A 24,264-nucleotide genomic window follows, 5' to 3' on the forward strand; every position below is an offset into this window, starting at 1 on the left:
GAATAATGACAGACACATTAAACAGCGCTAGCGGCACAAAGGATTTAAGCAACTTACAGCACGTGAGTTACACGCTCAATAACGGTGTTGCCGAGTTAATCCTTAACCGTGCAGAAGTGCACAATGCCTTCGATGAAGTGATGATTAGCGAGATGATTAGCGTCCTTAGCTATTTTGCTGAACACAAGCAATGCCAAGTGCTGGTACTCAAAGCGAACGGCAAAAACTTCAGCGCCGGCGCCGATCTCAATTGGATGCGCAAGCAAGCCAAAATGGACTTTGAGCAAAATCTAAATGATGCCAAAGCCTTAGCAAAACTGATGCAGGATCTTGATACCTTTCATAAGCCCACCATTGCACTAGTGCAAGGTGCAGCCTTTGGCGGCGCACTGGGGCTGATTTGCGCCTGCGATATCGCTATCGCCACGACGCGCGCCAGCTTTTGCTTGAGCGAAGTGAAACTCGGATTAATTCCAGCAGTAATTAGCCCTTACGTTGCCCGCGCTATGGGTAATAGTGCATCGCGCCGCTACATGCTGACCGCCGAGCGTTTTAGTGCAGAAACCGCATTAAAACTTAACGTCATTCATGAGATCAGCGATGACTTAGACGCCGCCGCAAAGCCTATGATTGACGCGCTACTTGCCAATAGCCCGCAAGGCATGGCATGGGTAAAAACGCTGCTGTCGCATCTTGAAGACGGCGTGATAGACCAAAACACCATTGATTACACTAGCGAGCGTATTGCCCGCATTCGGGTATCGACCGAGGGCCAAGAGGGCTTAAACGCCTTTTTTGAGAAACGTCAGCCTAACTGGCAACAAGCACACTCAACGCCCTCCAAGCCCATGCAAAAGCCAAGTGATACCCAAGGAGCCCTTTGATGTTGACCAAGCACATGTTTACCAAACTATTGATTGCTAACCGCGGTGAAATCGCCTGTCGGATCATCAAAACGGCCCATGCCATGGGTGTTCGCACCGTTGCCCTATATTCCGATGCCGATAAAGAAGCGCGCCATGTCGCCATGGCCGACGAATCCTTCTATTTAGGCGGCAGCGCGCCGGCAGACTCCTATTTAAAGGGCGATTTGATTATCGATATCGCCAAAAAAGCGGGCGCACAAGCGATTCACCCAGGTTATGGTTTCTTGTCTGAAAATGCCGACTTTGCCCGTAAATGTGAAGCAGCAGGCATCGCCTTTGTTGGCCCAGGCAGTGATGCTATCGATGCCATGGGCAGCAAAAGCGCCGCTAAATCTATTATGACTGCGGCAAACGTGCCCTTAGTGCCGGGTTATCACGGCGATGACCAAACCGATGCGACCTTAAAAGCGGAGGCACTGAAAATCGGCTTCCCTATGCTGATTAAAGCGGCTTATGGCGGCGGCGGTAAAGGCATGCGTATCGTCGAGAATGAAAGGGAAATCATGGAAGCCGTAAACTCGGCACGCCGTGAAGCGGCCTCTTCTTTTGGTAACGATAAGTTATTGATGGAGCGTTATTTACGCCAACCGCGCCATGTCGAAGTGCAAGTGTTTGCCGACACCTTTGGCAACGCGATTTATTTATCGGATCGCGATTGTTCGATTCAACGTCGCCACCAAAAAGTGGTCGAAGAAGCGCCAGCCCCCGGTTTAAGCGATGCACTGCGTGCCCAAATGGGTGAAGCGGCCGTCGCGGCAGCCAAAGCCATCGATTATGTTGGCGCGGGAACAGTAGAGTTTCTGCTCGACACAGACAATAGCTTCTATTTTATGGAGATGAACACTCGTCTGCAGGTTGAGCATCCCGTCACCGAAATGGTCACAGGCCAAGACTTAGTAAAATGGCAGTTAATGGTCGCCAGTGGTCAGCCACTCCCCCTTAAGCAAGATGAAGTGCGTATTCACGGTCATTCTTTTGAAGTACGTATCTACGCCGAAGATCCGCAAAATGAGTTTTTACCCGCCAGCGGTAAGCTCAACTTTTTACGTGAACCCGAACAAAGCAAATACGTGCGTATCGATTCGGGCATTCGTGAAAACGATGTGATCAGTAACTTCTACGATCCTATGATTGCCAAGCTTATCGTCTGGGATGAATCGCGCCCGCGCGCCCTGCAACGTTTAGTGCATGCCTTAGAGTCGTATCAAATCAGCGGTCTTAAGCACAACATTGAGTTTTTAGCGAACATTGCCGAACACCCAGCGTTTGCCAATGCCGACTTTAGCACTGACTTTATTGGCCGTTATGGCGATACCTTAATTGGCACAGCTTCAAGCGAAGCTGACACTGCCCTTGCCTTTGCCGCGCTGTATCAAGTGCTTGCCCGTAAAGAAGCCGCCAAAGCGCAAGCTGTCAACAGCGCCGATCCTTACTCGCCTTGGGGTCAAGTCAGCGGCTTTAGACTCAACAGCTGCAGCCAGCACAATATTGCCCTGCTCGATGATGCCCATGAATTGCAGCAGTTAGTGATGCTCGATTTAGGCGGCATGTATCAGCTACCGCTGCACGGACAAGATTGGTTGCTAAATGGCGAGCTGAAACAAGATTTACTGCTCGCAGAAATCAACGGCCATAAGAGTAAAGTGCCCGTTAGTGCCCAAGGTGATGACTTTACGCTGTTTTTATCCTCTGGCAGTTACCACTTTAAAGCGGTGCAAACACTCGTGGTCGAAGAACAAGCCAGCAATGCTGACAAGTTAAAAGCGCCCATGAACGGCACGGTAGTGACCCATTTAGTCGATATCGGCACACAAGTTAAAGCGGGCCAAGGTTTGCTGGTGATGGAAGCCATGAAGATGGAATACACCATCGAAGCCCCCTTTGACGGTATCGTCACTGAGTTCTACTTTAAGGCGGGCGAGCTAGTGACCGATGGCGCAACCTTGCTCAATGTAGAGCCGTTAGAGACAGACGAGCCAACCGCGATCAAGGAAGCCTAAGATGTCGTTAGCCAATCTAAGCCAAGCAGCGAACGCCAAAGACAGGGTCAGCATTTTCGAGATGGGCGCACGCGACGGCCTGCAAAACGAAGTCGCCGTGCCGACGGCAGCAAAAATCGCCTTGATTGAATCGCTGGCAGGTGCGGGGCTTAAGCGCATCGAAGCGGGCAGTTTTGTATCACCTAAATGGGTGCCACAAATGGCCGATTCTGCCGATGTGCTCAAGCAAATACAGCGTCAAAGCGGCGTGGTGTATAGCGCTCTCACCCCCAACGTTAAAGGCTTTGAACTGGCACTGGATGCAAAAGCGAGTGAGGTGGCAATATTTGGCGCCGCCTCACAAAGCTTTAGTCAGCGCAATATCAACTGCTCGATAGAAGAGTCGATTGAACGCTTTATCCCTTTGATGGAATTAGCAAAAAAACACAATATTCCGGTGCGCGGTTATGTGTCTTGCGTGCTCGGCTGCCCCTACGAAGGTGAGATAGCGGTCAGTGAAGTGGCCCGTGTGTCTGAAATCCTTTACAAAATGGGCTGTTACGAAATATCGCTCGGCGACACCATAGGTGTAGGCACGCCGCAAAAAGCCCGTAGAATGCTGCAAACTGTGGCTGAGCGCGTCCCAGTCGAAAAACTGGCGCTACACTTTCACGACACCTATGGCCAAGCATTAGCCAACATTTTAGCCTGCTTAGACTTAGGTGTGCGGGTGTTTGACTCCTCGGTTGCGGGTCTTGGTGGTTGCCCCTATGCCAAAGGCGCATCGGGCAATCTTGCCACCGAAGACTTAGTGTATATGCTGCACGGCATGGGATTCGAAACGGGTATCGATTTACAAAAACTCGCGTTAGCTGGGCAAGCGATCAGCACACAGTTGAATCGCAACAACGGTTCGAAAGTGGCCACTGCCCTGTTAGCAAAATAAAACAAAAACCATTAACGACACCAACAACCGTTATTAAAAACGCGCGTTATTTCCCGCGCGTTTTCTAAAGCATAAAAGGACATCACAATGGCAGGACTCAATAAAGTCGTCAGCAGCTATGAAGAAGCGTTAGCAGGCTTATCGGACGACATGACCATTATGGTCGGCGGCTTTGGCCTATGCGGCATTCCAGAAGGCTTAATCAATCAAATGGTTAAGATGGGCGTTAACGGCTTAACGGCGATTTCAAACAACGCTGGCGTTGACGATTTCGGCCTTGGCTTACTGTTAAAACATCGCCAAATCGCCACTATGATCGCCTCTTACGTGGGTGAAAATGCCACCTTTGAACAGCAAATGCTCTCTGGCGAACTGAACGTGATTTTAACGCCCCAAGGCACGCTGGCGGAAAAGATCCGCGCAGGCGGCGCAGGTATTCCGGCATTTTTCACCGCTACAGGCTACGGCACGCCAGTCGCTGATGGCAAAGAAACCCGCGAAATCAAAGGTCGCCATTACGTGTTAGAAGAGTCGCTGACCGCAGATTTTGCCTTAGTGCGTGCATGGAAAGCCGATACCATGGGTAATTTGGTATTCCGTAAAACCGCCGCCAACTTTAACCCTATGATGGCGACCGCGGGCAAAATCACTGTGGTTGAAGCCGAGTTTATTGTTGAGCCGGGCGAGCTAGATCCAGATCATATCCACACGCCGGGCATCTATGTTGACCGCGTTATTCAAGGCAAGTTCGAAAAACGTATCGAGCAGCGCACGGTAAAAGCCGCGAAATAAAAGGCGCTGGCAAAACCTTGAAACACAGTTAACGCAATTGGCACTTAGCTCCCTAAAGTAAAAACTAAGGGTAAAAACCTAAGAATAAAGACCAAAGCGTCAAAGCCAAATAGAAAGGATAGATATCATGGCATTATCAAGAGAACAACTGGCTCAGCGCGTCGCCAAAGAATTAAAAGATGGCTACTACGTCAACCTCGGTATCGGCATTCCAACACTGGTGGCCAACTACATTCCCGAAGGCATGGAAGTCATGTTGCAATCGGAAAATGGTCTACTCGGCATGGGCGAATTCCCTACCGAAGACGCCATAGATCCCGATTTAATCAACGCGGGCAAACAAACAGTTACCGCAGTCAAAGGCGCTTCATTTTTTTCATCGGCGGAAAGCTTTGCCATGATCCGTGGCGGCCATGTGGACTTAACCGTGCTCGGCGCCTTTGAAGTCGATGTGAACGGCTCTATCGCCTCATGGATGATCCCCGGCAAACTCATCAAAGGCATGGGCGGCGCGATGGATTTAGTCGCGGGCGCCGAAAACATTATCGTGACTATGATGCACGCCGATAAATACGGCAATTCTAAGCTGCTACCCGTGTGCGAATTGCCACTAACCGGTTACGGCTGCATTAAACGCGTCGTCACAGATTTAGCCTTTATCGAAATCAAAGATGGCGCATTTCATTTGTTAGAGCGCGCGCCAGGCGTCAGCGTCGAAGAAATCGTCAGCAAAACCGCCGGCAAATTAATCGTGCCAGAGCATGTACCAGAAATGGTGTTTTAAGCGTTCTCTAAAATGCGCAAGTAACGTATAGCGGCTAAGGTTGAAACTCAAGTTAGTTTGAAAGCTTTAGCCTAAAGAGTTTTGAGCGTTAACCGACGTTTTACGATACCAACAAGGCCCAGAAAATGATTCTGGGCCTTGTTGCTTTTGTCATCCCCGCGAAAACGGGGAACCATGAGTAAAATTCACCACCAGCTTGTTCACTACAAACCTTGTTTTTTGTGAGCTTTTGCAGTCTAGGTACTTTTTGAGAGCTTATCGCCATAAACAGCACTAATGCTCTGGCGACACGCCGTAAACCCATCCTTGGGGGCTCAACGAAAAAGTCCCTTTTTCCGATGGTCGCCAACGCAAGAGTGCGGTTTACTCCCCATCCCAGCATATTCAATAATGAACAATGTCGCGCATTAAACTGATAACACCATATGTTAGTAAGGTTCTTTGCTGGCGAATGTGTGTTCACCATCGCTACAACGGAGTCGCTTAATGCTTGCTTCAAAAATGCTACAGATAGTCATATTTAGCGCCGTTACGGTAAACTTGACGCCAGCTAAGTAAAAAGGATACACAGAATGTTAGATAAGTTTCTCAATAAACGCAGCCGAAGCCGCAAGCTGATGCGCGATTATCCAAAAAACGTGTTTGAATACAACCAGTATTTGTTGACTGGTTATATTGATACTGGGATAGCGGAAAAATTCGAGAGATTAAAAGCATATATTGATTACCCTGATGATTTTCGCCAGTGGGAGTTATTTGGATCTGAGTTCGCAGTACCTGAATGCCATTGGAATCTTGCGGCACAACTTACGTATATTGAATCAGGCAAGCTCGAGGCGGCACCGCTGCTGCATTCGCTCGCTTACGGCTATTTTGATACCGCCATAGACTATTACAAATACTGCACTGCGGTTGAAAACACCGGTGGTTTTACTAATGCTAGTTGGGATACAACCCATGTATTCAGGCTGGTGCTGATGCTTTTTTCAGGGCTTAAGACTGAGGCCGACGAGCTGTATTATGCCAACGCAATGGCTTGGCGCTCAGGCTGGATAATTCGCTCCCACAGTTTTATAGGCGATTTTTTGGTGCTGCTGTATGGGCGCTATTTGGGCGTTATTGAGCCGCCTTTTGCCACGGAAGTGCAAGTGACACTGCGAAAAACGGCTCCTTTCCCCTATGCGCCATTTTTAGATAACTGGGACACACAGGATATCGAATTCATCAGCACTATGCTGCAAACCCTGTGTGATCATCAGGTAGAACAAGCAGTTATTGGGGATAAAAAGTGCTTTTTTGAGTTCAATGGTGGACCGCACACATATTTACCATTGACAGCGTTAATGCTGCTGAAACTGCGATCCCTTAGGGGTTTGCCTAACCCACAATTCAGTCATCCAGCCTTTGGCGAGATCACAGCTTTGTTTGAACAAGTATCCACATCATTTAGTGATTATGTTGCAACGTTAGGGATACAGCGGATTGAAGATGCTGCTGATGAGGTGTTAACCAACACATTAACCAGAATGCAAAGCCAAGATTTTGATGCCCATGCTATTTTCGCCAAGCGACTGCCATCGTTTAGTGCTGGTTAAGATTTTGATTAACCAAATTTTCATAAAAAATGGATAACCAATAAAATTATGATTCTATTAATATTGAGGACCCAAGGCTTAAGGTTGAGCGTATTCAAGCCTTAAGTCATCCACAATACAAGCCAGAGGAAAGCTTATGTACCAGATTGCGATTGTGATATTTGATGAATTTACCGATATCGATTTCTTCTTAATGCGCGATATTCTCGGCCGTACAAAAACCGATTGGACAGTAAAAGTACTCGGGACCAAACCTAGCCACATATCAAGCTTGGGGATGACGGTTGCAACCGATGGTCATGTGGCCGAAGTCGCTGATGCCGACGTGGTATTATTCAGCAGTGGTTACAAAGGCGTACCTGCAGCACTTGCTGATACTGAGTTTATGTCCGCCCTTAAATTAGATCCCACACGACAATTGCTTGGGAGTATCTGTGCGGGCTCATTCTTCTTTGCCAAATTAGGGCTACTCGACAATCTCTCGGCAACGACTCATCCCGATGCAAAACCCGCACTAATGGCCATGGGCGTCAATGTGGAAGACTCTGCTCTTGTTATCAATGGCAATATTGCCACTGCAGGTGGATGCTTGTCCTCACTCTATTTAACCGGTTGGGTTGCGGAGCGTTTATTCGACAGTGCGAAACGCCGCGAAATTCACAGGCAGCTTATTCCTGCCGGGCAAACAGATATTTTTGAAGCATTAATCCAATCCTCCATCTCCGCGGCCATTCGTTAAAAGTGATGTAGATACTCTCGATGAATGAAAAGGATCCCATGATAAAACTTAAAAATCTTCTCGAGGCTATAAAAGCCGAGCATCAAATAACCACCCCGAATGAGCTTGTGGCTTTGCTATCGCAAAATGAATTACTCATTCAGCAAATCCAAACTGCTGATGCGCAGCATTGGGTGCATTTTGCTAAGAATACCTTCGATGGTTGGTATTGCATTCGAACACCTATGCTCAGTACCTTTCATGTTTATTACCAAGAACGTGGACAAAACTGTTGGGGAGAAGATGTTTTTACCGAGCAAAGTGAAGCCATAGCAGCGGTTATTTTTATGTCTGGTATTTGGGATCAAGTACCCTAGCACTAAGCAAGTAAAAGCCTGCTCACTCATCCTATATCTTCACCTTCACGAATGGCGATATGTAACGAATCATTACGCGACTTTCAATATCGAAATCATCCTGTTAGGGTGAGTGCTTAGATTGACTCATAATAACAGACACATTTTTAGCGCTCTGTTTATCTCTCTCATTGTCCAAAGGAGCGGTATCTATGGACTGGCTTATTATTGCACTCGCAGGCTTTTTAGGCGGCATGCTCAATGCAGTTGCCGGTGGTGGCAGTTTTATTACCCTTTTAGCGTTAGTGTTTGTCGGGGTTCCACCGATTGCGGCGAATGCCACGGGGACAGCCGCGCTGCTGCCCGGTTATATCGCCAGCGCATGGCGTTTTAGAAAGGATATCGAATATCCGGCGAGTCTTAGCCTTAAGAATCTGATCTTAATTGCTTTAATTGGCGGCAGTATTGGCGCGGGTATTTTGCTGACCACCAGCGAGCAAGTCTTCGCAAAGCTGATCCCTTGGCTGATTCTACTGGCCACCGCGGCCTTTATTGTTGGCCCTTGGTTGCTCAAACGAAGAATCGCTGAGCAAGGCGAAAACACCTCTACGCCAATGTTAAGTCCGATAACGGCACTGATAATGCTGTCGGCTGTGTGTATCTATGGCGGTTATTTTAATGGTGGCTTAGGCATCATACTACTCGCAAGTTTTGGCCTGATGGGGCAAACCAATCTACATGGGATGAACGGACTTAAAAATCTGATTTCAGCCCTGCTCACCGCCATCGCCGTTGTGGTTTATGCCGCGGGCAATGTGATCGATGGGCAATATCTGTTGCTGCTTGCCGTTATGGCGATTGTCGGTGGTTATGTGGGGGCGGCGCTGGCCTACCATATTTCACAGCCCTTGCTACGCGGCTTTATTGTGATCGTCGGTTTAGCGATGGCCTTAGGCTTTTTCATGCGCTAGTTTTTCATGCGTTAGTTTTCATACGTTAGACTTTTGATTTGTGAAGCTTAAGCTCATAACAGCTGGACAGGCGAGTTTTCGATACAAGGTCTCACCGATAAATTGCCCTTATGTGACTGACTTGTTACTCTGATCCATCCTATAGGAGAACAGTGTGATTAAGGATAGCGATGAAACTGATGACCTTGAAGCTGAGTACCTTGAGACTGAGTAAATTAATGCCAAAGACCTTGAAGCTCAGCACCTTAAATCTTGCCCTGTGTCTTATTGCATGCTCACCGGCTATTTACACCGAAACCGCTAGCGCAGCGACCATTAGCGTCAAAACGGAAACGGGTAATATTCAGGTAAAAACCATAGCCCAAGGGTTAGAAAATGTCTGGGGCATGGCATTTTTACCCGACGGCAGCATGCTCGTGACTGAACGCGCTGGCAGAATGCGCATTGTCAGCACCGCAGGCAAAGTGGGTGAACCCTTAACGGGTTTACCGCCTATGTATGCCAAAGGTCAAGGTGGTTTACTTGATGTCGTGCTTGCGCCAGATTTTGCTAGCAGCAAAAAAATCTATTTCAGTTATTCAGAACCCGCTGAAGGTGATGCAAGCGAGCTCAATAGCACAGCGGTCAGTTTTGCCACTCTCAATGGTAACAAGCTTGAAAATCTCACCCGCGTTTTTAGTCAGCACCCCAAAATCAACAGCGGTCACCATTTTGGATCTCGTTTAGTGTGGGCGCCTGACGGCACACTGTTTATCACACTCGGCGATCGCTATAGTGAAAAAGATAGCGCACAAACATTGGACAATCATTTAGGCAAAGTGGTGCGTATTCATGCCGATGGCTCAGTGCCTAAGGATAACCCCTTCGCCAATACGGTTGGCGCCTTACCCGAGATCTGGTCTATCGGTCATCGCAATATGCAAGGCGCGGCCATTAATCCCACCAGCAAAGTATTGTGGACGGGCGAGCATGGTCCCCAGGGCGGCGATGAACTCAATATCGACCAAGCGGCTAAAAACTATGGCTGGCCAGTGATTACCTATGGTGAGAATTATGGCGGCGGCAACATCGGCGAAGGTACCCATAAAACGGGAATGGAGCAACCCGTCTACAAATGGGTTCCGTCGATTGCCACGGCGGGCTTTATGTTTTACACAGGTGATAAATTTCCACAGTGGCAAAATAATCTGTTACTCGCCAGCCTAAAGGAAAAAACACTGGTGCGTTTAGTGCTTGATGGCGACAAGATAATTAAAGAAGAACGGCTACTGAAAACTGAATTAGGGCAAAGATTACGCTCAGTCGTGCAAGGGCCAGATGGACTGATTTATCTCGTAACCGATGAAGCTAAATCAAAAATTTACCAGTTATCGCCGCAGTAATCTTAATCGCTGCACTTTTATCACAGTGCTTTAACTAAACCATGTTAACCACAGCAATAAACTCAATCGATAGATAATTTAAGCCTTAAAACGACAAAAAGTGTTCATCTGGAACACTCTTTGTCGTTGGCGTGGCACTTATTAATTCATGCCTTTATTCGTTCACCACACACATGCCCTGCTCGGTTTGTACATAGGGAGCTAAAATAGGCATCATGCCCTTCATCACCTGCAATGGCAGCGCTGAAGTAAAACTAAAATCATCGGATTTACTGCCGGGCACGAAGGCGGTCAAAGTACCGAAGTATTTGTCACCTAGATAAAACACGAAGGTCGCGGTGCGGTTCATCGCCGTAGTCGCCACTTTTTTACCTTGCTGCATCTGAGTCACAATACGGTTATCACCGGTGCCGGTTTTCCCGCCTATGGCTAACATGCCACCTTTTTCATCGGTAAAAATGCCCTTTAAACGACGTGCGGTGCCGTTTTGCACTACGTTCGCCAGCGCTGCTTTTAAGGCTTGTGCTACTTCATGGCGCATTACCCGCTCACCTTGGGTGTTCTGATTCTGCAATCTCACTTCATAGGGCGTATCTGCGGCGAAATGCAGCTGATTGATACGCACTGTGGGCAAACGATAGCCGTCGTTTTGAATAATGCCCATCAGCTCGGCTAAGGCTGCGGGTCGGTCACCCGAGCTACCCAGTGCTGAGCCTAAGGATGGCACCATAGAATCAAAGGGATAACCTAAACGCGCCCAACGTTGATGTATGTCGAGGAAGGCTTCAACTTCAAGCATCACTTGCACTCGTACATCACGGGCGTTTTTATGCCGCGTCCTAAACAACCAACGGTAAACCTCTTGACGTTGTGCTTCACTCGCCTGCTTAACATCGTTCAAGTTGGCATCAGGATTATGATTAAGGTAATCCAGCACCCACAATTCTAAGGGATGCACCCGTGCGATATAGCCTTGATCTGGCAAATTATATTTATCCGGACCGTACTTGTTATATAAGCTCTTAATACGACCATCGGTATAGCTCACCTGCGGCAATCTTTGCTTCAAGAAAGCCTTAAATGACGCCATAGATTCATCGGGCAGTAAATAGCGATACGCTGCCGTCAACTGCTGCTCCGACTGGGACAAACCGTCAAAAAACATGTCGAAACGCTCATTCGCAGCCACTTTTTTGTACTTACGATAAAACTTAGTAACGAAGGTATTACCTTCTCTATCAGCAAATACTCGCAGATATTCGTCACGGCGCGGATCTTTATCATTACGCAGCAACTGGGCCATATTGCCCTCGTTTTGCATACTACTGCTGTAATTCACGATATCGCGCATGAGGCGCACAAACGGCAAGTTAACCGAATCCTGCAGGGCTTGGTAAAGTGTTGGCGTTTTTAAATCTTCTGTTTTTTTAAAGTTATTAAATACATGCAACCCGCCACCGGTAAAAAATTGTTCACTGGTTGAGGCCGAATATTCTCGCTGTAACGCCGCATCTAACATGCGATCTAAACGTCTGTCGGGATTCAAAATCAAGTAATCAATCGCCCAACGGGTTAAATGATCCCTTGGTTCGATAATGATGGATTCCAATTCAATCCCATGTTTCTTGGAATACTTGTCGTGGATCTCGGCAATGATTTCTAAGTAGGTCGCCATCACCCGCAATTTAGCGGTTGAGCCCAATTCCAACTTACTGCCCTCGTTAATATCAAAAGGCTGATCGGTGCTATCCGTCTGCACTCTAACTCGGTTGGCGGTCTCAGTGCGCTCATAAAGCGTAAAGCTATACAGTACGTTTTGCAGTTGACTTGGGTCGAGTAACCGTTCGCCAAGCAGACCCACTTTCTCCGCGGTAGGCACTTGCGCCAGACTTCGTAAGTAGTGACTGACTTTCTGCTGTAAGTCACTGTGTAAGCTACTATTGACCGTCAAATCGAGCCTGTCTAAATCATACAGCCCCACATTTAACATGCCTGCGGTGCGAATGCGAACTGTGTTCACGCCCTTATCTGCGCCAGATTGGGTATTACGCTGCGGCTTGGCGACCTTAAACTGCAATTTCTGCGCGAGTGCAGCATCACGTAGACCACGATCAATCAAATAATACTGGCCGAGTAAACGGATATGGCTATCGACTAAGTTTTCAAGATCTTCATGACCTTGTAATAGATAGTAGGACGGACGACGTTGGGCGATCATCAAGGCAACCACTTGTCGGAATACTTGTCCGCGCTTGGTGGCATTACCTTTGATCTGCGGCGATGCTAACAGCTTGTTTGCAGTATCGAAATCGGTACCAAACCACGCCCACAATCCATCACCAATACCATGAACTTCACCATGATTTGGCGCCGAAGATAATGGCACGGTATTCAGATAATCTTGAACGATGCGCTTACGAGCAGGTTCAGTGTTTTCACCTTGTTGGTACACGCGCACACTGGCCGAGCCAATTTGCAGTAACTTATCTTTAATACTCAAGGTTAAACCTTGGGAAGAATGGCGGAATTTCTCAATCTGAGTCGCGAGTGTACTGCCACCTGCGGTAGAGACATTCATACCAACCATTTCAGCAATTTGACTCATACCTGCCACCACAAAGCGTGGCCAGTCGATCACAGGATTGAGTTTCTCTTCCGTCGTCCATAACTCGCGGTTTTCAATAAACAGTAAAGTATTAACGATTTCATTGGGGATCTTATCGTCGTCCTGATAAACCCGTTTAGGATAGGCAAATTCGTATAAATCAGTATTGCGGCAATCGAGCAGCGTCAACCCAGATTGAGCCTTTTCATGGTAAGGCGGAAAAAATCCAAGTTGAGCGTATTCCTGCAACGCTGGCGAAAACGCCACTTGTTGAGTAACCTGAAAATTCCGTTGCAATAACCTATCAATATATTGAGGTAACTTACTGTAGCCATGGCGCTCATCAAAAGGACCATAACTAGGATAAATAACCGCTTGGCTCGGTGAGCTTTCTAATTCATAGGTGAGCGTCTTAGCATATTGATTGATGAATTTTGCTTGGTAAAACGAAGTTTTAACCTCAAGTCCAATCAGCAATGCAGCGCAGCAAATCAGAATAAAAAATAAGAACCAGACCCTGCCCTTTGATCTGGCTTTACGCGGCGGCTTAACCTTAGCTTTAGGCTCAGGTTGTGGTGGACGAGGACGATAATTTTCGAACTTCATCTCTGATGTGGAATTAGGCAAAACAGCTCCAAAAAAACACTAAAATATTCATCTTTCATGCAACTCAGCAAATCCGTTGCCACTCAGTAAAGCAAGATATCAAACTCATCTAGCCATTATCCGGCTCTATTAATTAGTCTTAGTACCCATTATGTTCCACACTTTATCAAACCTAACTTCACTGTAAATAAGGGTGCCTGTGACCCACAACCGCCACTAATCAATACTAATGTTAAGCTGATAGTACATTTTGCCAAATATTAATTTGTTGATATCAAGGTATTTTCAGCGATTAAGGCAACAGACAGTATGACTTAAAAACAAAACGAGCTAATTTAAGTCGCACAAAAAGAATGAGTCGCTCAATAATCACACTATTAACGAAGCCTCATCCCACATATTCATGCGCATCCCAGATAAATTCACGAAAATGTTTGCGACAGACAGACTCGTAACTTTCATTACCACCAATCGCCACTTGCTCACCCTCGCGCATCACCTTGCCTTCACCATCAAGACGCACCACCATGTTAGCCTTACGTCCACAATGGCAAATAGTCTTCAACTCAACTAATTTATCGGCCCAAGCTAATAAATAATGACTGCCGCTAAAAAGTTCGCCTTGAAAGTCCGTTCTTAGGCCATAGCAGAGTACAGGAATATCAATATTATCGACCACATGCGTCAGCTGCTTAACCTGTTCTTTACTCAAAAACTGACACTCATCCACCAGCACACAACTTAATGGCGTAGCTTGATGCACATCGCTAATCATTTGAGTCAAATCATCTTGGCTACTAAATACCTGTGCTTCGGTTTCAATGCCAATACGTGAGGCCACTTTACCTTTGCCATATCTGTCATCTATGGAGGCTGTCATGACCAAAGTATTCATACCGCGTTCACGGTAGTTATAGGATGACTGTAATAGGGAAGTGGATTTACCCGCGTTCATTGCCGAATAATAAAAATACAATTGAGCCAAGACTTATACCCTTTAAAAACGTTATCGCTTACGCGTCTGCTACCAGAGCCAAATTGAGCGCTAGTCTAACATTGCGCTTCACATCAGAACACTAGCAGCCGCTAAGCTTTTATCATGAAATTCTGCAATGACACCAACTTATCAATCATTTTAATCCCCAATCGCCTCCTGAAATATTTCTAGTCCACTTCATTTAATACTCTTCCCTGCAAAAAACATAAAAAACGCCCCGATGCCGTTCAATTGTTAATGAAAGCTTAACTGAAACTTAAATGTTGTTTCATAAGGAAAAATTAGTAAAAGTTAAATTTAAAAAGTGCGATCTACCTCCAAAGTAATAGGTATAAATGGGCTTGCGCTCAAAAAACAAACACAAATTTAACAGTAATCTTTCATTCGAGACAAAACGTGCTCAATTAAAAAAAGAAAAGTATTCGATAGCTTGCAAATTGAGACCAACGGTCAAAGCACTAATCTACCCTGCAAACTTTAGTGCTCCACTCCGTCCTTTATTCGCATATTGGATCAAATGGAGATTATGATGAGAATTTTCACCTCTAGAAAACTGGCATATTTAGTTGCCTTAGCACTAACTGGCGCCCTTGTTGGCTGTGGCGATGATGGTAAAGATGGTGTAGATGGAGCACCAGGAACGCCCGGTATCCCTGGAACACCCGGTGAACCTGGAACACCCGGAGAGCCTGGAACACCGCCCCCAGTCACCAGTTCTACTATGACTAACGTCAAAGTGATCAACTATAGCTTTGGCGAAGGCAGTATCACTTACGAATTTGAAATTACAGATGAAAACAATAACCTAATCAACGGACTGTTAAATGCTCAAGCCAAAGTGGCTGCACTAACAGATAAAGGCTTCATCACTAACCGCACCGAAGCTGATAAAAATGGTGTTGCAGATAACGTCCATATTGGCGGTGAAGCAACTCAAGCAACCGTCGGCGCTGAATTGACCGCTTTAGCTGATGGTCATTACCAATTTAAAGTACCAATGAAAGGGGTTAATCCAAGCACTGAAGGTATTGTTTGGTTACGTGTCGGTGGTAATAATGGTATTGCGACCTCTAAACCTCTGGTCGTTAACAAACCTGAAGGCACCCATTCAACCACAACTGATAGTTGTTACTCTTGCCATATCGACTACTCAACAAGCCCTCGTCGTCATGCAAGCTATGTCGCTACTGGCATGGACAGCGAAGTCACCTTCGTGGAAGGCTGTTTAGTGTGTCACGGTTCAGTTAGCCGCGCAGTTGTCAATGCTGAAGGTTTCTCTACGGGTGGCTATGCGACAAACACCCTATCTAAAATTGGTCATATCAATCACCAAGATTTTACTAAAGACTTTTCAGTACAAAACTGTACATCTTGTCACGTTGAAGCACCTAAAAACATCAACGTAGCTGGACCAGGTTGTATTGATTGCCATGACAGTGGTGGCGTACCAGGGGCTATTATCCCAAGTAATGGTGCGGATCTGCGCATTATGCACGAAAGCAAAGCGGGTATAACCGAACGCCAAGCGATTCGCGCTAAGTATAAATTAAGTCTATCAACACCTGTTAAAGTAGATGATATTTCTACCAAGACAGACCACTATGCGCCGACAGGTGCTGCGGCAGCAGTAACCGCCCCAGGCTGGTGTACAACACTGACAGTGAAAGACACCGATGGTAACGTCTTTAGCATTAAAGACAACTTTAACTATTCTAGCCCGCTAGTATATGACGCTAAGAAACCCGTAGTTTATGCGGGCGCTTATTTACATTCCTATGAAAATGGCAGCTTAGTGGGTCGCCCAGGTAACCGTACTAACTACTACTATGGTTACAACACTGACGGCACTAAAAATATCTGTCATTTACTGACAGATATCAGCGCAGTGAATGCTAACTATGTTTATTCTGCCCGCGTGACATTTAGTACCGCTGGTTGGATGGAATATGATGGCAAGCAACGCTACCAAAGTAATGGCAGCCTAAGAGCGACAGGTTATGATGGTTCTATGGGCATATCCTTTACGGCTTACTCAGATGTCGTTAACCCTGTCACCACTCAAAAGGTCTCTGGCTTCGAACGTCGTGAGATAGCGAGTACTAACAGCTGTACTACTTGTCACAACGATGCCACTGCGTTCCACAAAAATGGTGCCTTCGATGAAGGTGGTAAAGCTTGTATCGCCTGCCATGACAACGGCATGGAACGTACTTCAGCAGCCTTAGGCGCAGGTTTTGGTCCTATGGTGCACAGCTGGCACTGGGGTAATGGCGCTAAAGTCGGTGAAGTTAAAGCTGATGGAACTCAAGCGCAAACCGCTAACGGTGCAGGCGCGATTGAAGCCTCTACTAGCTGCGTTGCCTGTCATGAAAAAGCGATTGATTTAAGCAAAGTGCCAAATCAATACATCGCTGAGCCAGGTAGCAAAATGACAAGCCCAGTCACCGCTAACTGTTATGCCTGCCACACTAGCGATTCAGCTAAGGCGCATATGGCAAGCAACGGTGGTGAAATCAGCATACCAAAGGTTGCTGACTGGTTTAAACAACCGACCTCTGAATCTTGTGCAGTATGCCATGACACAGGTAGAAGTTCTGGTATTGATAAATACCACAAGTTTACTCGCTAATTAATCATCTCATCATCGCGTGATTAAGAAGTAAGTAAAAAGCGGTACCTATTTTCCCTGCAAGGAAATAGCCAAAGGAGTCTCGCTAATGCGAGGCTCCTTTTTTACTTAGACATTACCCGATAACAAGCCATTTTCAGTCCTATTTAAGTTACTAACGTTACAGTCCTAAAAAAACAACAATTCAAAGGAAGTCACTCAATTATGCGTAAAAGTTTTATTGCCATCGCCATCGGCGCCACTCTCACCGCCGGATTCATGGCAGGTTGCAGCAGCACAGAAACTAAAGCACCTAACGTTATCTCGGTACAAACCCAAAACCCGCTGTTCCAAGCCAGTAACCTGCAATATCAAGCCCCTGATTTTAGCCTCATCAAGAATGAGCACTTCGCGCCAGCCCTAGAGCAAGGCATGGCTGAGCAGTATCAAGAAATTCTCGCAATAGCCAATAATCCGGCAGCAGCAACCTTCGATAATACGATTGTCGCTATGGAGAAAAGCGGCGCCCTACTCAACCGTGCATCAAGCGTGTTTTATAATTTAGCAGGGTCGAATAGCAATCCAGAACTGCGTAAAATCCAAGGCGAAATGGCGCCAAAAATGGCGGCCCACTCAGATAATATCAACTTAAACCCAGCGCTATTTGCCCGTATCGAAGCCATCTATAACGACCGCACTAACTTAGGGTTAACTCCAGAAGCCGTACGTTTGGTTGAGGTATATCACCAACGCTTTATCATGGCTGGCGCTAAACTTACCGATGAACAAAAAGTTAAAATCCGCGCGTTAAATGAAGAACAATCAACACTAACGAATGAGTTCTCTCAGCGTTTATTACGCTTAACCAAAGAAATCGCCGTTGTGGTGGATTCAAAAAGTGAACTTGCTGGATTAACCGACGGTGAAATCACTTCAGCCGCGAACGATGCCAAAGCGGCTGGTCACGATGGCAAGTATCTGATTAACATCACCAACACCACTCGCCAACCTGTGTTGGCATCACTGGAAAACCGTGAGCTACGCCAGCGTATTTGGGAAGCCTCAGCGAACCGTGGCTTAACTGGTGAAAACGAAACTGCGTCACTCGTATCTCGTTTAGCGAAACTCAGAGCCGAGCGCGCAACACTATTAGGCTATGAAAACTGGGCAAGTTATCGATTAGCACCGCAAATGGCCAAAACACCCGAAGCGGTTTACAGCATGTTTGGCTCAATGGTGCCTGCGGTAGTTGCTAACACAGAGAAAGAAGCGGCCGACATTCAAGCGATGATCACTAAAACCGGTGGGAAATTTGAACTGGCACCGTGGGACTGGGAGTTTTACGCAGAAAAAGTCCGCCAAGAAAAATACGCCCTCGATGCAAATAGCATTCGCCCATACTTCGAGTTTAACCGTGTGCTCGAAGACGGCGTATTCTACACACTCAAAGAACTCTATGGCGTCACCTTAAAACCACGCCCAGATTTACCGGTTTACCATCCCGATGTGAAAGCCTACGAAATGTTTGATGCCGATGGCTCAAGCATGGCCATTTTCTACGCCGACTATTTTGCCCGTGAAGGTAAACGTGGTGGCGCTTGGATGAGTTCGTTCGTCGGTCAATCCTTCCTCGAAGGCACTAAACCTGTGGTCGTCAACGTGATGAACATAAAGAAAGCGCCCGAAGGTCAACCCACCTTCGTCAGCTATAACGAAGTCACCACTATGTTCCATGAAATGGGTCACGGCACCCACGGCATGTTCTCTAAAGTGACTTATCCAAGTCTGGCGGGTACCTCGGTTTCACGCGACTTTGTCGAATTTCCATCGACGTTTGAAGAAGATTGGGCAGCCCATCCAAAAGTGTTAGCGAACTACGCGAAACACTACGAAACGGGCAAACCCATTCCCGATGAACTGCTGCAAAAACTACTGAAATCTGGCAGTTTCAACCAAGGCTTTGACACACTGGAATACATGGCCGCTGCATTAGTAGACATGGAATGGCATTCATTAAGCCCAGAGACGCCGCTGCAAGATGTACCAACCTTTGAAGCCAATGCCCTGAAAAAGCACGGCTTAAACATCAGTGCCGTACCTCCGCGTTATAAGTCGACCTATTTTGCCCACGCCTTCCCCGGCGGTTACTCGGCAAGTTATTACGCTTATATGTGGAGTGAGATTTTAGCGGCGGATGCGTTTGCCTATGTACAAACCCAAGGCGGGCTCAATCGTGAAATCGGCATGAAGTACCGCAAAACGATCCGTGAAGTGGGTAATAGCATAGCGCCAATGGACGCCTACAAAAACTTCCGCGGACAAGAGCCAACCACGGAAGGCTTACTTAAACGCCGCGGTCTAGATCAAGCACGCTAAGCTAAGAGTTGATAGCCTTGATGCTATAGACTAGAGATAAAAACAAACTCAGCCTTAACCAAAAAAATCAGCCAGCATAATGCTGGCTGATTTATTTTGACTTATTTGTCGTGAACGTTTGCAGTGAAAGGTTTCAATTAACGTCTAGCTAATTGTGCCTTTAGATTTGATTTTAAGTACGATAATACTGATCACAAATGCCACACTACAAGCCACTAAACCCGCGACAACAGACTCGGTAAATCCAAGTGCCACATAACCCACTAAGCTAATAAACGCCGCAATAAGTGCATAAGGTAGCTGAGTTACCACATGGTCGATGTGGTGGCAACTGGCGCCCGTAGACGACAAGATAGTCGTGTCGGAAATTGGCGAGCAGTGATCGCCAAATACAGCCCCCGCCAGCACAGAGGCAAGCATAGGCAACATCATGCCAGTGTGGCTTCCCATCGCCATATCAGCAGCAATCGGCAACATGATCCCGAACGTACCCCAGCTAGTACCAGTTGAGAACGCGGTAATACCTGCTAGCACAAACATTAAGGCGGGTAAAAACGCGAACGGAATATTTCCTGTTGCTAAACTCGCCATAAACTTACCGGTTTCGAGTTGACCAATCACACCTGCGATTGTCCAAGCAAATAACAGGATATAAATCGCTGGCAGCATAGAGCGAGCGCCCTGCACTATACCTTTGACTATCATCAATTTCTCAACGCCTTGCACTAAATTCAATATCAGCGAAACCGCTAGACCAATTAATGCACCAAAGAAAAGCGATGAACTGACATCGGTTTTCTCAAAAGCAGAAATAATATTAAATTCAATCCCTTCCGCCGCGAGTACTTGAGCGCCACTGTTAATCATAAAATAGAGGGTTGCAAATACCAACACGGTAATCGGCAGAAATAGACCTAAAATCTTACCGGTTTCGGCTTCAGGTAAATCCGCGTTCGCCCCAGGCGGTAATCCTTTAGACTCATCGTATAAATTACCACGTTGGGCATTGAGCTCATGCTCACGCATTGGCCCAACATCTAATCCCATAAAGACAACAAAAAGTAATAATAACAAGGAGAAGATTGCGTAAAAGTTCATCGGGATCATTTGAATAAAAATACTCAAATGACCCGTATCAGCAAAACCATGGGCAGTTAATATCCCGCCAATGAGTGCGATAATATAAGCGCCCCAGCTCGAAACTGGAGAAATAACGCACACAGGCGCGGCAGTAGAATCTAATAAATAAGCTAACTTAGCACGGGAAACATAATAACGATCGGTAACAGGTCGAGCGACCGAACCAACAACTAAACTATTGAAATAATCATCAATAAAAACTACGCAACCTAAAAACATGGTCAATAGTTTAGCATCACGTTTATTACGTATATGTAAACGAGCCCAATCGGCAAAAGCCCGCGCGCTGCCACTTACGGTAATTAACGCTGTAATCATTCCCAGTACAATTAAGAAACCGAGAATATATAAGTTCCACGAATTTAGACCTTTATCAGTCCAAAAAAGCCCTTTAACGCCATTAAATACAAACTCACCCGTTGCTAAAGGTGAAAATTGATTGAGCAATAAAGCACCAATTAAAATACCTAACCCCAAAGAAAGCAGTACACGGCGAGTCAAGATCGCCAACACGATAGCCACCGCAGGCGGCAACAAGGAAAGTGCCGAATCGGCATAATTCATAACAGTCATTGATTATTATCTTCGTTAAATACGAATGGAGGGCGACTGAACTGGTGGGAAAAGGCAATAGATACCCAAGGTCACCTGTCCTATCAGTAGCGCTCCATAGTAACTATTCCCAATATCCATATCGGAAAATACTATGGCAGTGCTGCACCTATTAGGTACAACCCCAGCAGTTGATCGTGATAAATCGAACCACTTCGGCACCAAATCCTTTCGCAATCGATCAACGGAATCACCCTACTGATCACTACTAATATTTGGCGCGCCTCTACTTCTAAGAACGCCCTTGCACGGGCGTGAGGCACATAAAAACATAAGCGGCTTAGCAGATGCTACCGCAAAGCCACTTAATGTGACCTAGATCACAGATAAAATCAACTGAGACTTGTAATCAGCTCAGGAACCGCCTCAAACAGATCTGCAACGAGTCCATAATCGGCAACTTGAAAAATCGGCGCTTCAGGATCTTTGTTGATTGCAACGATGACTTTAGCGTCTTTCATGCCGGCTAAATGCTGAATCGCGCCAGAAATACCGACGGCAATATACAAGTTTGGCGCAACGATTTTACCGGTTTGACCCACTTGTAAATCGTTAGGCACAAAACCTGCGTCAACTGCGGCGCGTGATGCGCCAACTGCTGCACCGAGCTTGTCAGCAAGTTGCTCTAACATGCCGAAGTTTTCACCACTGCCCATGCCTCGGCCGCCAGATACGATAATGCCAGCATTGCCTAACTCTGGACGGGCAGAAACTGTCAGCGATTGAGAAACAAACTGAGTTCTCGCTTCAAACACTTTATCAAGTGTCGTCACAGCCGCACTGTTACCTTCTGGCGCAGCGTCAAACGCACTGGCGCGCACTGTCATCACTTTAATGGCATCATGGCTTTGCACTGTCGCTAAGGCGTTACCCGCATACACAGGGCGCACAAAGGTATCGGCATTGACGACGGTAATAACTTCTGAGATTTGCGCGACATCTAATAATGCCGCAACGCGCGGAAGCGTGTCCTTACCTAAACTTGAAGCCGAGGCCAGAATGTGACCATAGTTTGGCGCTAAGTCCACCAGCAATTTGGCAAAATTTTCCGCTAAATGCGCTTCATACACGCTGGCATCGGCAACGAGTACTTGGCTAACGCCTTGTAGTGCCTGCGCCGCTTGGACAACCGCGCCACATTGGTGACCCGCAACCAAGACATGTACTTCATCGCCTATGGCGCGGGCGGCGGTAACAATTTTTGCCGTATCGAGTTTCAGTGCAGCATTATCATGTTCAGCTAATACTAAAATGGCCATTTAGATCACCTTCGCTTCATTTTTTAACTTTTCAACTAGCTCAGCTACCGACGCTACCATGATGCCCGCTTTACGTTCAGCTGGCGGAGTGACCTTCACAATCGTTTGGTGACTCTTTAACGTCACGCCTAAGTCTGCCACAGTAAATACTTCTAATGGCTTACGCTTGGCTTTCATTATGTTAGGCAATGAAGCGTAACGGGGTTCGTTCAAACGTAGATCGGCAGTCACGACAGCAGGTAAAGGCAGTTTGAGAGTTTGCATGCCGCCGTCAATTTCACGGGTGACTTGTAATGTATTCGCTTCTAATTTGATTTCTGAAGCAAAGGTCGCCTGTGGCATATCCATTAACGCGGCAAACATTTGGCCAGTTTGGTTATTATCACCATCGATGGATTGCTTACCAAAAATCACCAGCTCTGCTTGTTCTTTGTCTTGTACCGCTTTGAGCAATTTGGCGATAGACAATGGCACGAGCTCTTCTTCAGTATCGATATGAATCGCACGATCTGCGCCTAATGCAAGCGCGGTACGCAGTTGTTCTTGCACGGTTTTATTACCAATACTGACAACAACCACTTCAGTAGCGCTACCCGCTTCTTTTAAACGAACCGCTTCTTCTACTGCGATTTCACAAAAAGGGTTCAACGCCATTTTTAGGTTTGCAGTGTCAACACTTGTATTGTCAGCTTTGACCCTGACCTTCACATTGGCATCAACAACGCGCTTAACGGGCACCAATACTTTCATAGGGTTTCCTTCCTACACTTTCATGTACATGGACAAAACATTGGTTAATACCAATGCAGGATAGAGCAACTTTACGTCCTGTTAACGTTAACGTCAACCAAAGTCAAACGCCTGTTTGTATTTTTTAATCCGCTGCAACGGCCACTTTTTTGGACACTTATTTGAGGGAATAAGAAAAGTTCAAAAAATAAATAATATTTAATTTCCTTAAAACGCATAATTTTATTTGATTCGAGCTATATTAGTTTCTATCATTTAGGTGTTGTTCACCATTATCCTGTATTAAAAATAGAGTGGGACGAAAATAGATATGAGCGAATTTTTAGAGATATTAACTCACGGCCGTCGTTTTAAAGCTGCAGTAAAAGAACTTAGCGTTGAAGAGTTACGTGATTTAGCCGACAAATTAGATAAAATTTTAGTAGAACGCGAGTCTATGGCTGAGGAAGAAGAACAAGCCATGGCAGCTCGTAATGCTAAGATTGAAGAAATCCGTCAACAAATGGAAGCCGTTGGTTTATCAATTGATGACTTAGGTGGCGTAGCTGTTAAAGCTGCTGCGAAGAAACGCGCTCCTCGTCCAGCCAAATACCAAATTGAAGTTGACGGTGAAATGGTTCAATGGACTGGCCAAGGCCGTATGCCTACCGTATTTAAGAACGAGATCAACAAAGGTCGTTCTATGGAAGATTTCTTAATCTAATCCAGCCAAGTGTGATGGCGCTAATTTGCCAACACAAGTTTGCATAAAAGCTCGCATTAGTTGCGAGCTTTTTTATATCCATCAATCATTTCAAACTTAAACGACAGCCGTTAATTCCGCACCTCACTCCCACTCAAATTACGTTACAATTCAGCCTTA

Annotated in this window: 18 protein-coding genes and 1 riboswitch; of the genes, 13 read left to right on the forward strand and 5 right to left on the reverse strand. The window is 46.3% G+C overall.

The features are described from left to right. Nucleotides 1–5: 5 nt before the first annotated feature. The 10 genes from L5L97_RS07840 to L5L97_RS07885 all read left to right on the forward strand — a co-directional run bounded on the left by L5L97_RS07840 (nt 6) and on the right by L5L97_RS07885 (nt 10,449). Nucleotides 6–884, forward strand: coding sequence for an enoyl-CoA hydratase-related protein (locus L5L97_RS07840; RefSeq protein WP_263181597.1), 879 nt, complete (start codon nt 6–8; stop codon nt 882–884). Beyond that, nucleotides 884–2,926 carry an acetyl/propionyl/methylcrotonyl-CoA carboxylase subunit alpha gene (locus L5L97_RS07845; protein WP_263181599.1) on the forward strand — a complete coding sequence of 681 codons (2,043 nt, stop codon included), beginning with the start codon at nt 884–886 and terminating at the stop codon, nt 2,924–2,926. The genes L5L97_RS07840 and L5L97_RS07845 overlap by 1 nt, the downstream gene beginning before the upstream one ends. A 1-nt stretch (nt 2,927) precedes the next feature. Then, entirely contained in the window at nt 2,928–3,851 is a 924-nt protein-coding gene (locus tag L5L97_RS07850; protein ID WP_263181601.1) for a hydroxymethylglutaryl-CoA lyase, read from the forward strand. 87 nt (nt 3,852–3,938) lie between these two features. Continuing rightward, complete coding sequence (locus L5L97_RS07855; protein ID WP_028761111.1) at nt 3,939–4,643, forward strand: CoA transferase subunit A; 705 nt, start codon at nt 3,939–3,941, stop codon at nt 4,641–4,643. Between the two features lie 127 nt (nt 4,644–4,770). Further along, nucleotides 4,771–5,427, forward strand: coding sequence for a 3-oxoacid CoA-transferase subunit B (locus L5L97_RS07860; RefSeq protein ID WP_173243940.1), 657 nt, complete (start codon nt 4,771–4,773; stop codon nt 5,425–5,427). A gap of 572 nt (nt 5,428–5,999) precedes the next feature. Beyond that, nucleotides 6,000–7,022, forward strand: coding sequence for a hypothetical protein (locus L5L97_RS07865; protein ID WP_263163489.1), 1,023 nt, complete (start codon nt 6,000–6,002; stop codon nt 7,020–7,022). A 136-nt stretch (nt 7,023–7,158) separates the two neighbouring features. Next, the gene (locus tag L5L97_RS07870; RefSeq protein ID WP_263181602.1) at nt 7,159–7,761 is read left to right on the forward strand and encodes a DJ-1/PfpI family protein; all 603 of its coding nucleotides are present in this window, start codon (nt 7,159–7,161) and stop codon (nt 7,759–7,761) included. Nucleotides 7,762–7,799: 38 nt separating this feature from the next. Next, on the forward strand, nt 7,800–8,117 hold the full coding sequence (locus tag L5L97_RS07875) for a cytoplasmic protein (protein WP_263163490.1): 318 nt from the start codon (nt 7,800–7,802) through the stop codon (nt 8,115–8,117). A 191-nt stretch (nt 8,118–8,308) separates the two neighbouring features. After that, entirely contained in the window at nt 8,309–9,067 is a 759-nt protein-coding gene (locus L5L97_RS07880) for a sulfite exporter TauE/SafE family protein (RefSeq protein ID WP_263181603.1), read from the forward strand. Nucleotides 9,068–9,237: 170 nt separating this feature from the next. Further along, nucleotides 9,238–10,449 (forward strand): PQQ-dependent sugar dehydrogenase, encoded by a 1,212-nt coding sequence (locus tag L5L97_RS07885; protein WP_263181604.1) that lies wholly within the window; start codon nt 9,238–9,240, stop codon nt 10,447–10,449. 154 nt (nt 10,450–10,603) lie between these two features. On the opposite strand, the gene L5L97_RS07890 is transcribed toward L5L97_RS07885, so the two are convergent. Then, on the reverse strand, nt 10,604–13,681 hold the full coding sequence (locus tag L5L97_RS07890; protein ID WP_198573831.1) for a transglycosylase domain-containing protein: 3,078 nt from the start codon (nt 13,679–13,681) through the stop codon (nt 10,604–10,606). Nucleotides 13,682–14,048: 367 nt separating this feature from the next. After that, entirely contained in the window at nt 14,049–14,645 is a 597-nt protein-coding gene (locus L5L97_RS07895; RefSeq protein WP_028761119.1) for a thymidine kinase, read from the reverse strand. A gap of 541 nt (nt 14,646–15,186) precedes the next feature. Here L5L97_RS07895 and L5L97_RS07900 point away from each other — a divergent pair. Both L5L97_RS07900 and L5L97_RS07905 read left to right on the forward strand, forming a co-directional pair. Further along, nucleotides 15,187–17,286 (forward strand): multiheme c-type cytochrome, encoded by a 2,100-nt coding sequence (locus L5L97_RS07900; protein WP_168824357.1) that lies wholly within the window; start codon nt 15,187–15,189, stop codon nt 17,284–17,286. A 204-nt stretch (nt 17,287–17,490) separates the two neighbouring features. Continuing rightward, a complete protein-coding gene (locus L5L97_RS07905; protein ID WP_263181605.1) occupies nt 17,491–19,641 on the forward strand; it encodes a M3 family metallopeptidase in 2,151 nt (716 codons plus the stop codon). A 144-nt stretch (nt 19,642–19,785) separates the two neighbouring features. Here L5L97_RS07905 and L5L97_RS07910 read toward each other — a convergent pair whose 3' ends face one another. The 3 genes from L5L97_RS07910 to L5L97_RS07920 all read right to left on the reverse strand — a co-directional run bounded on the left by L5L97_RS07910 (nt 19,786) and on the right by L5L97_RS07920 (nt 23,402). Further along, nucleotides 19,786–21,354, reverse strand: a complete 1,569-nt coding sequence (locus L5L97_RS07910; RefSeq protein WP_263163498.1) for a Na+/H+ antiporter NhaC family protein — start codon at nt 21,352–21,354, stop codon at nt 19,786–19,788. Nucleotides 21,355–21,433: 79 nt separating this feature from the next. Then, nucleotides 21,434–21,630: riboswitch (Lysine riboswitch) on the reverse strand. A 95-nt stretch (nt 21,631–21,725) separates the two neighbouring features. Then, on the reverse strand, nt 21,726–22,652 hold the full coding sequence (locus L5L97_RS07915) for an electron transfer flavoprotein subunit alpha/FixB family protein (protein WP_028761123.1): 927 nt from the start codon (nt 22,650–22,652) through the stop codon (nt 21,726–21,728). Continuing rightward, nucleotides 22,653–23,402 (reverse strand): electron transfer flavoprotein subunit beta/FixA family protein, encoded by a 750-nt coding sequence (locus tag L5L97_RS07920; protein ID WP_263181606.1) that lies wholly within the window; start codon nt 23,400–23,402, stop codon nt 22,653–22,655. 310 nt (nt 23,403–23,712) lie between these two features. On the opposite strand from L5L97_RS07920, the gene L5L97_RS07925 reads away from it, so the two are divergent. Further along, on the forward strand, nt 23,713–24,105 hold the full coding sequence (locus L5L97_RS07925) for an H-NS family nucleoid-associated regulatory protein (protein ID WP_028761125.1): 393 nt from the start codon (nt 23,713–23,715) through the stop codon (nt 24,103–24,105). The last annotated feature ends 159 nt before the right edge of the window (nt 24,106–24,264 follow it).

Source organism: Shewanella sp. SM71 (assembly GCF_025653905.1).
Classification (GTDB): Bacteria; Pseudomonadota; Gammaproteobacteria; order Enterobacterales; family Shewanellaceae; genus Shewanella; species Shewanella oncorhynchi.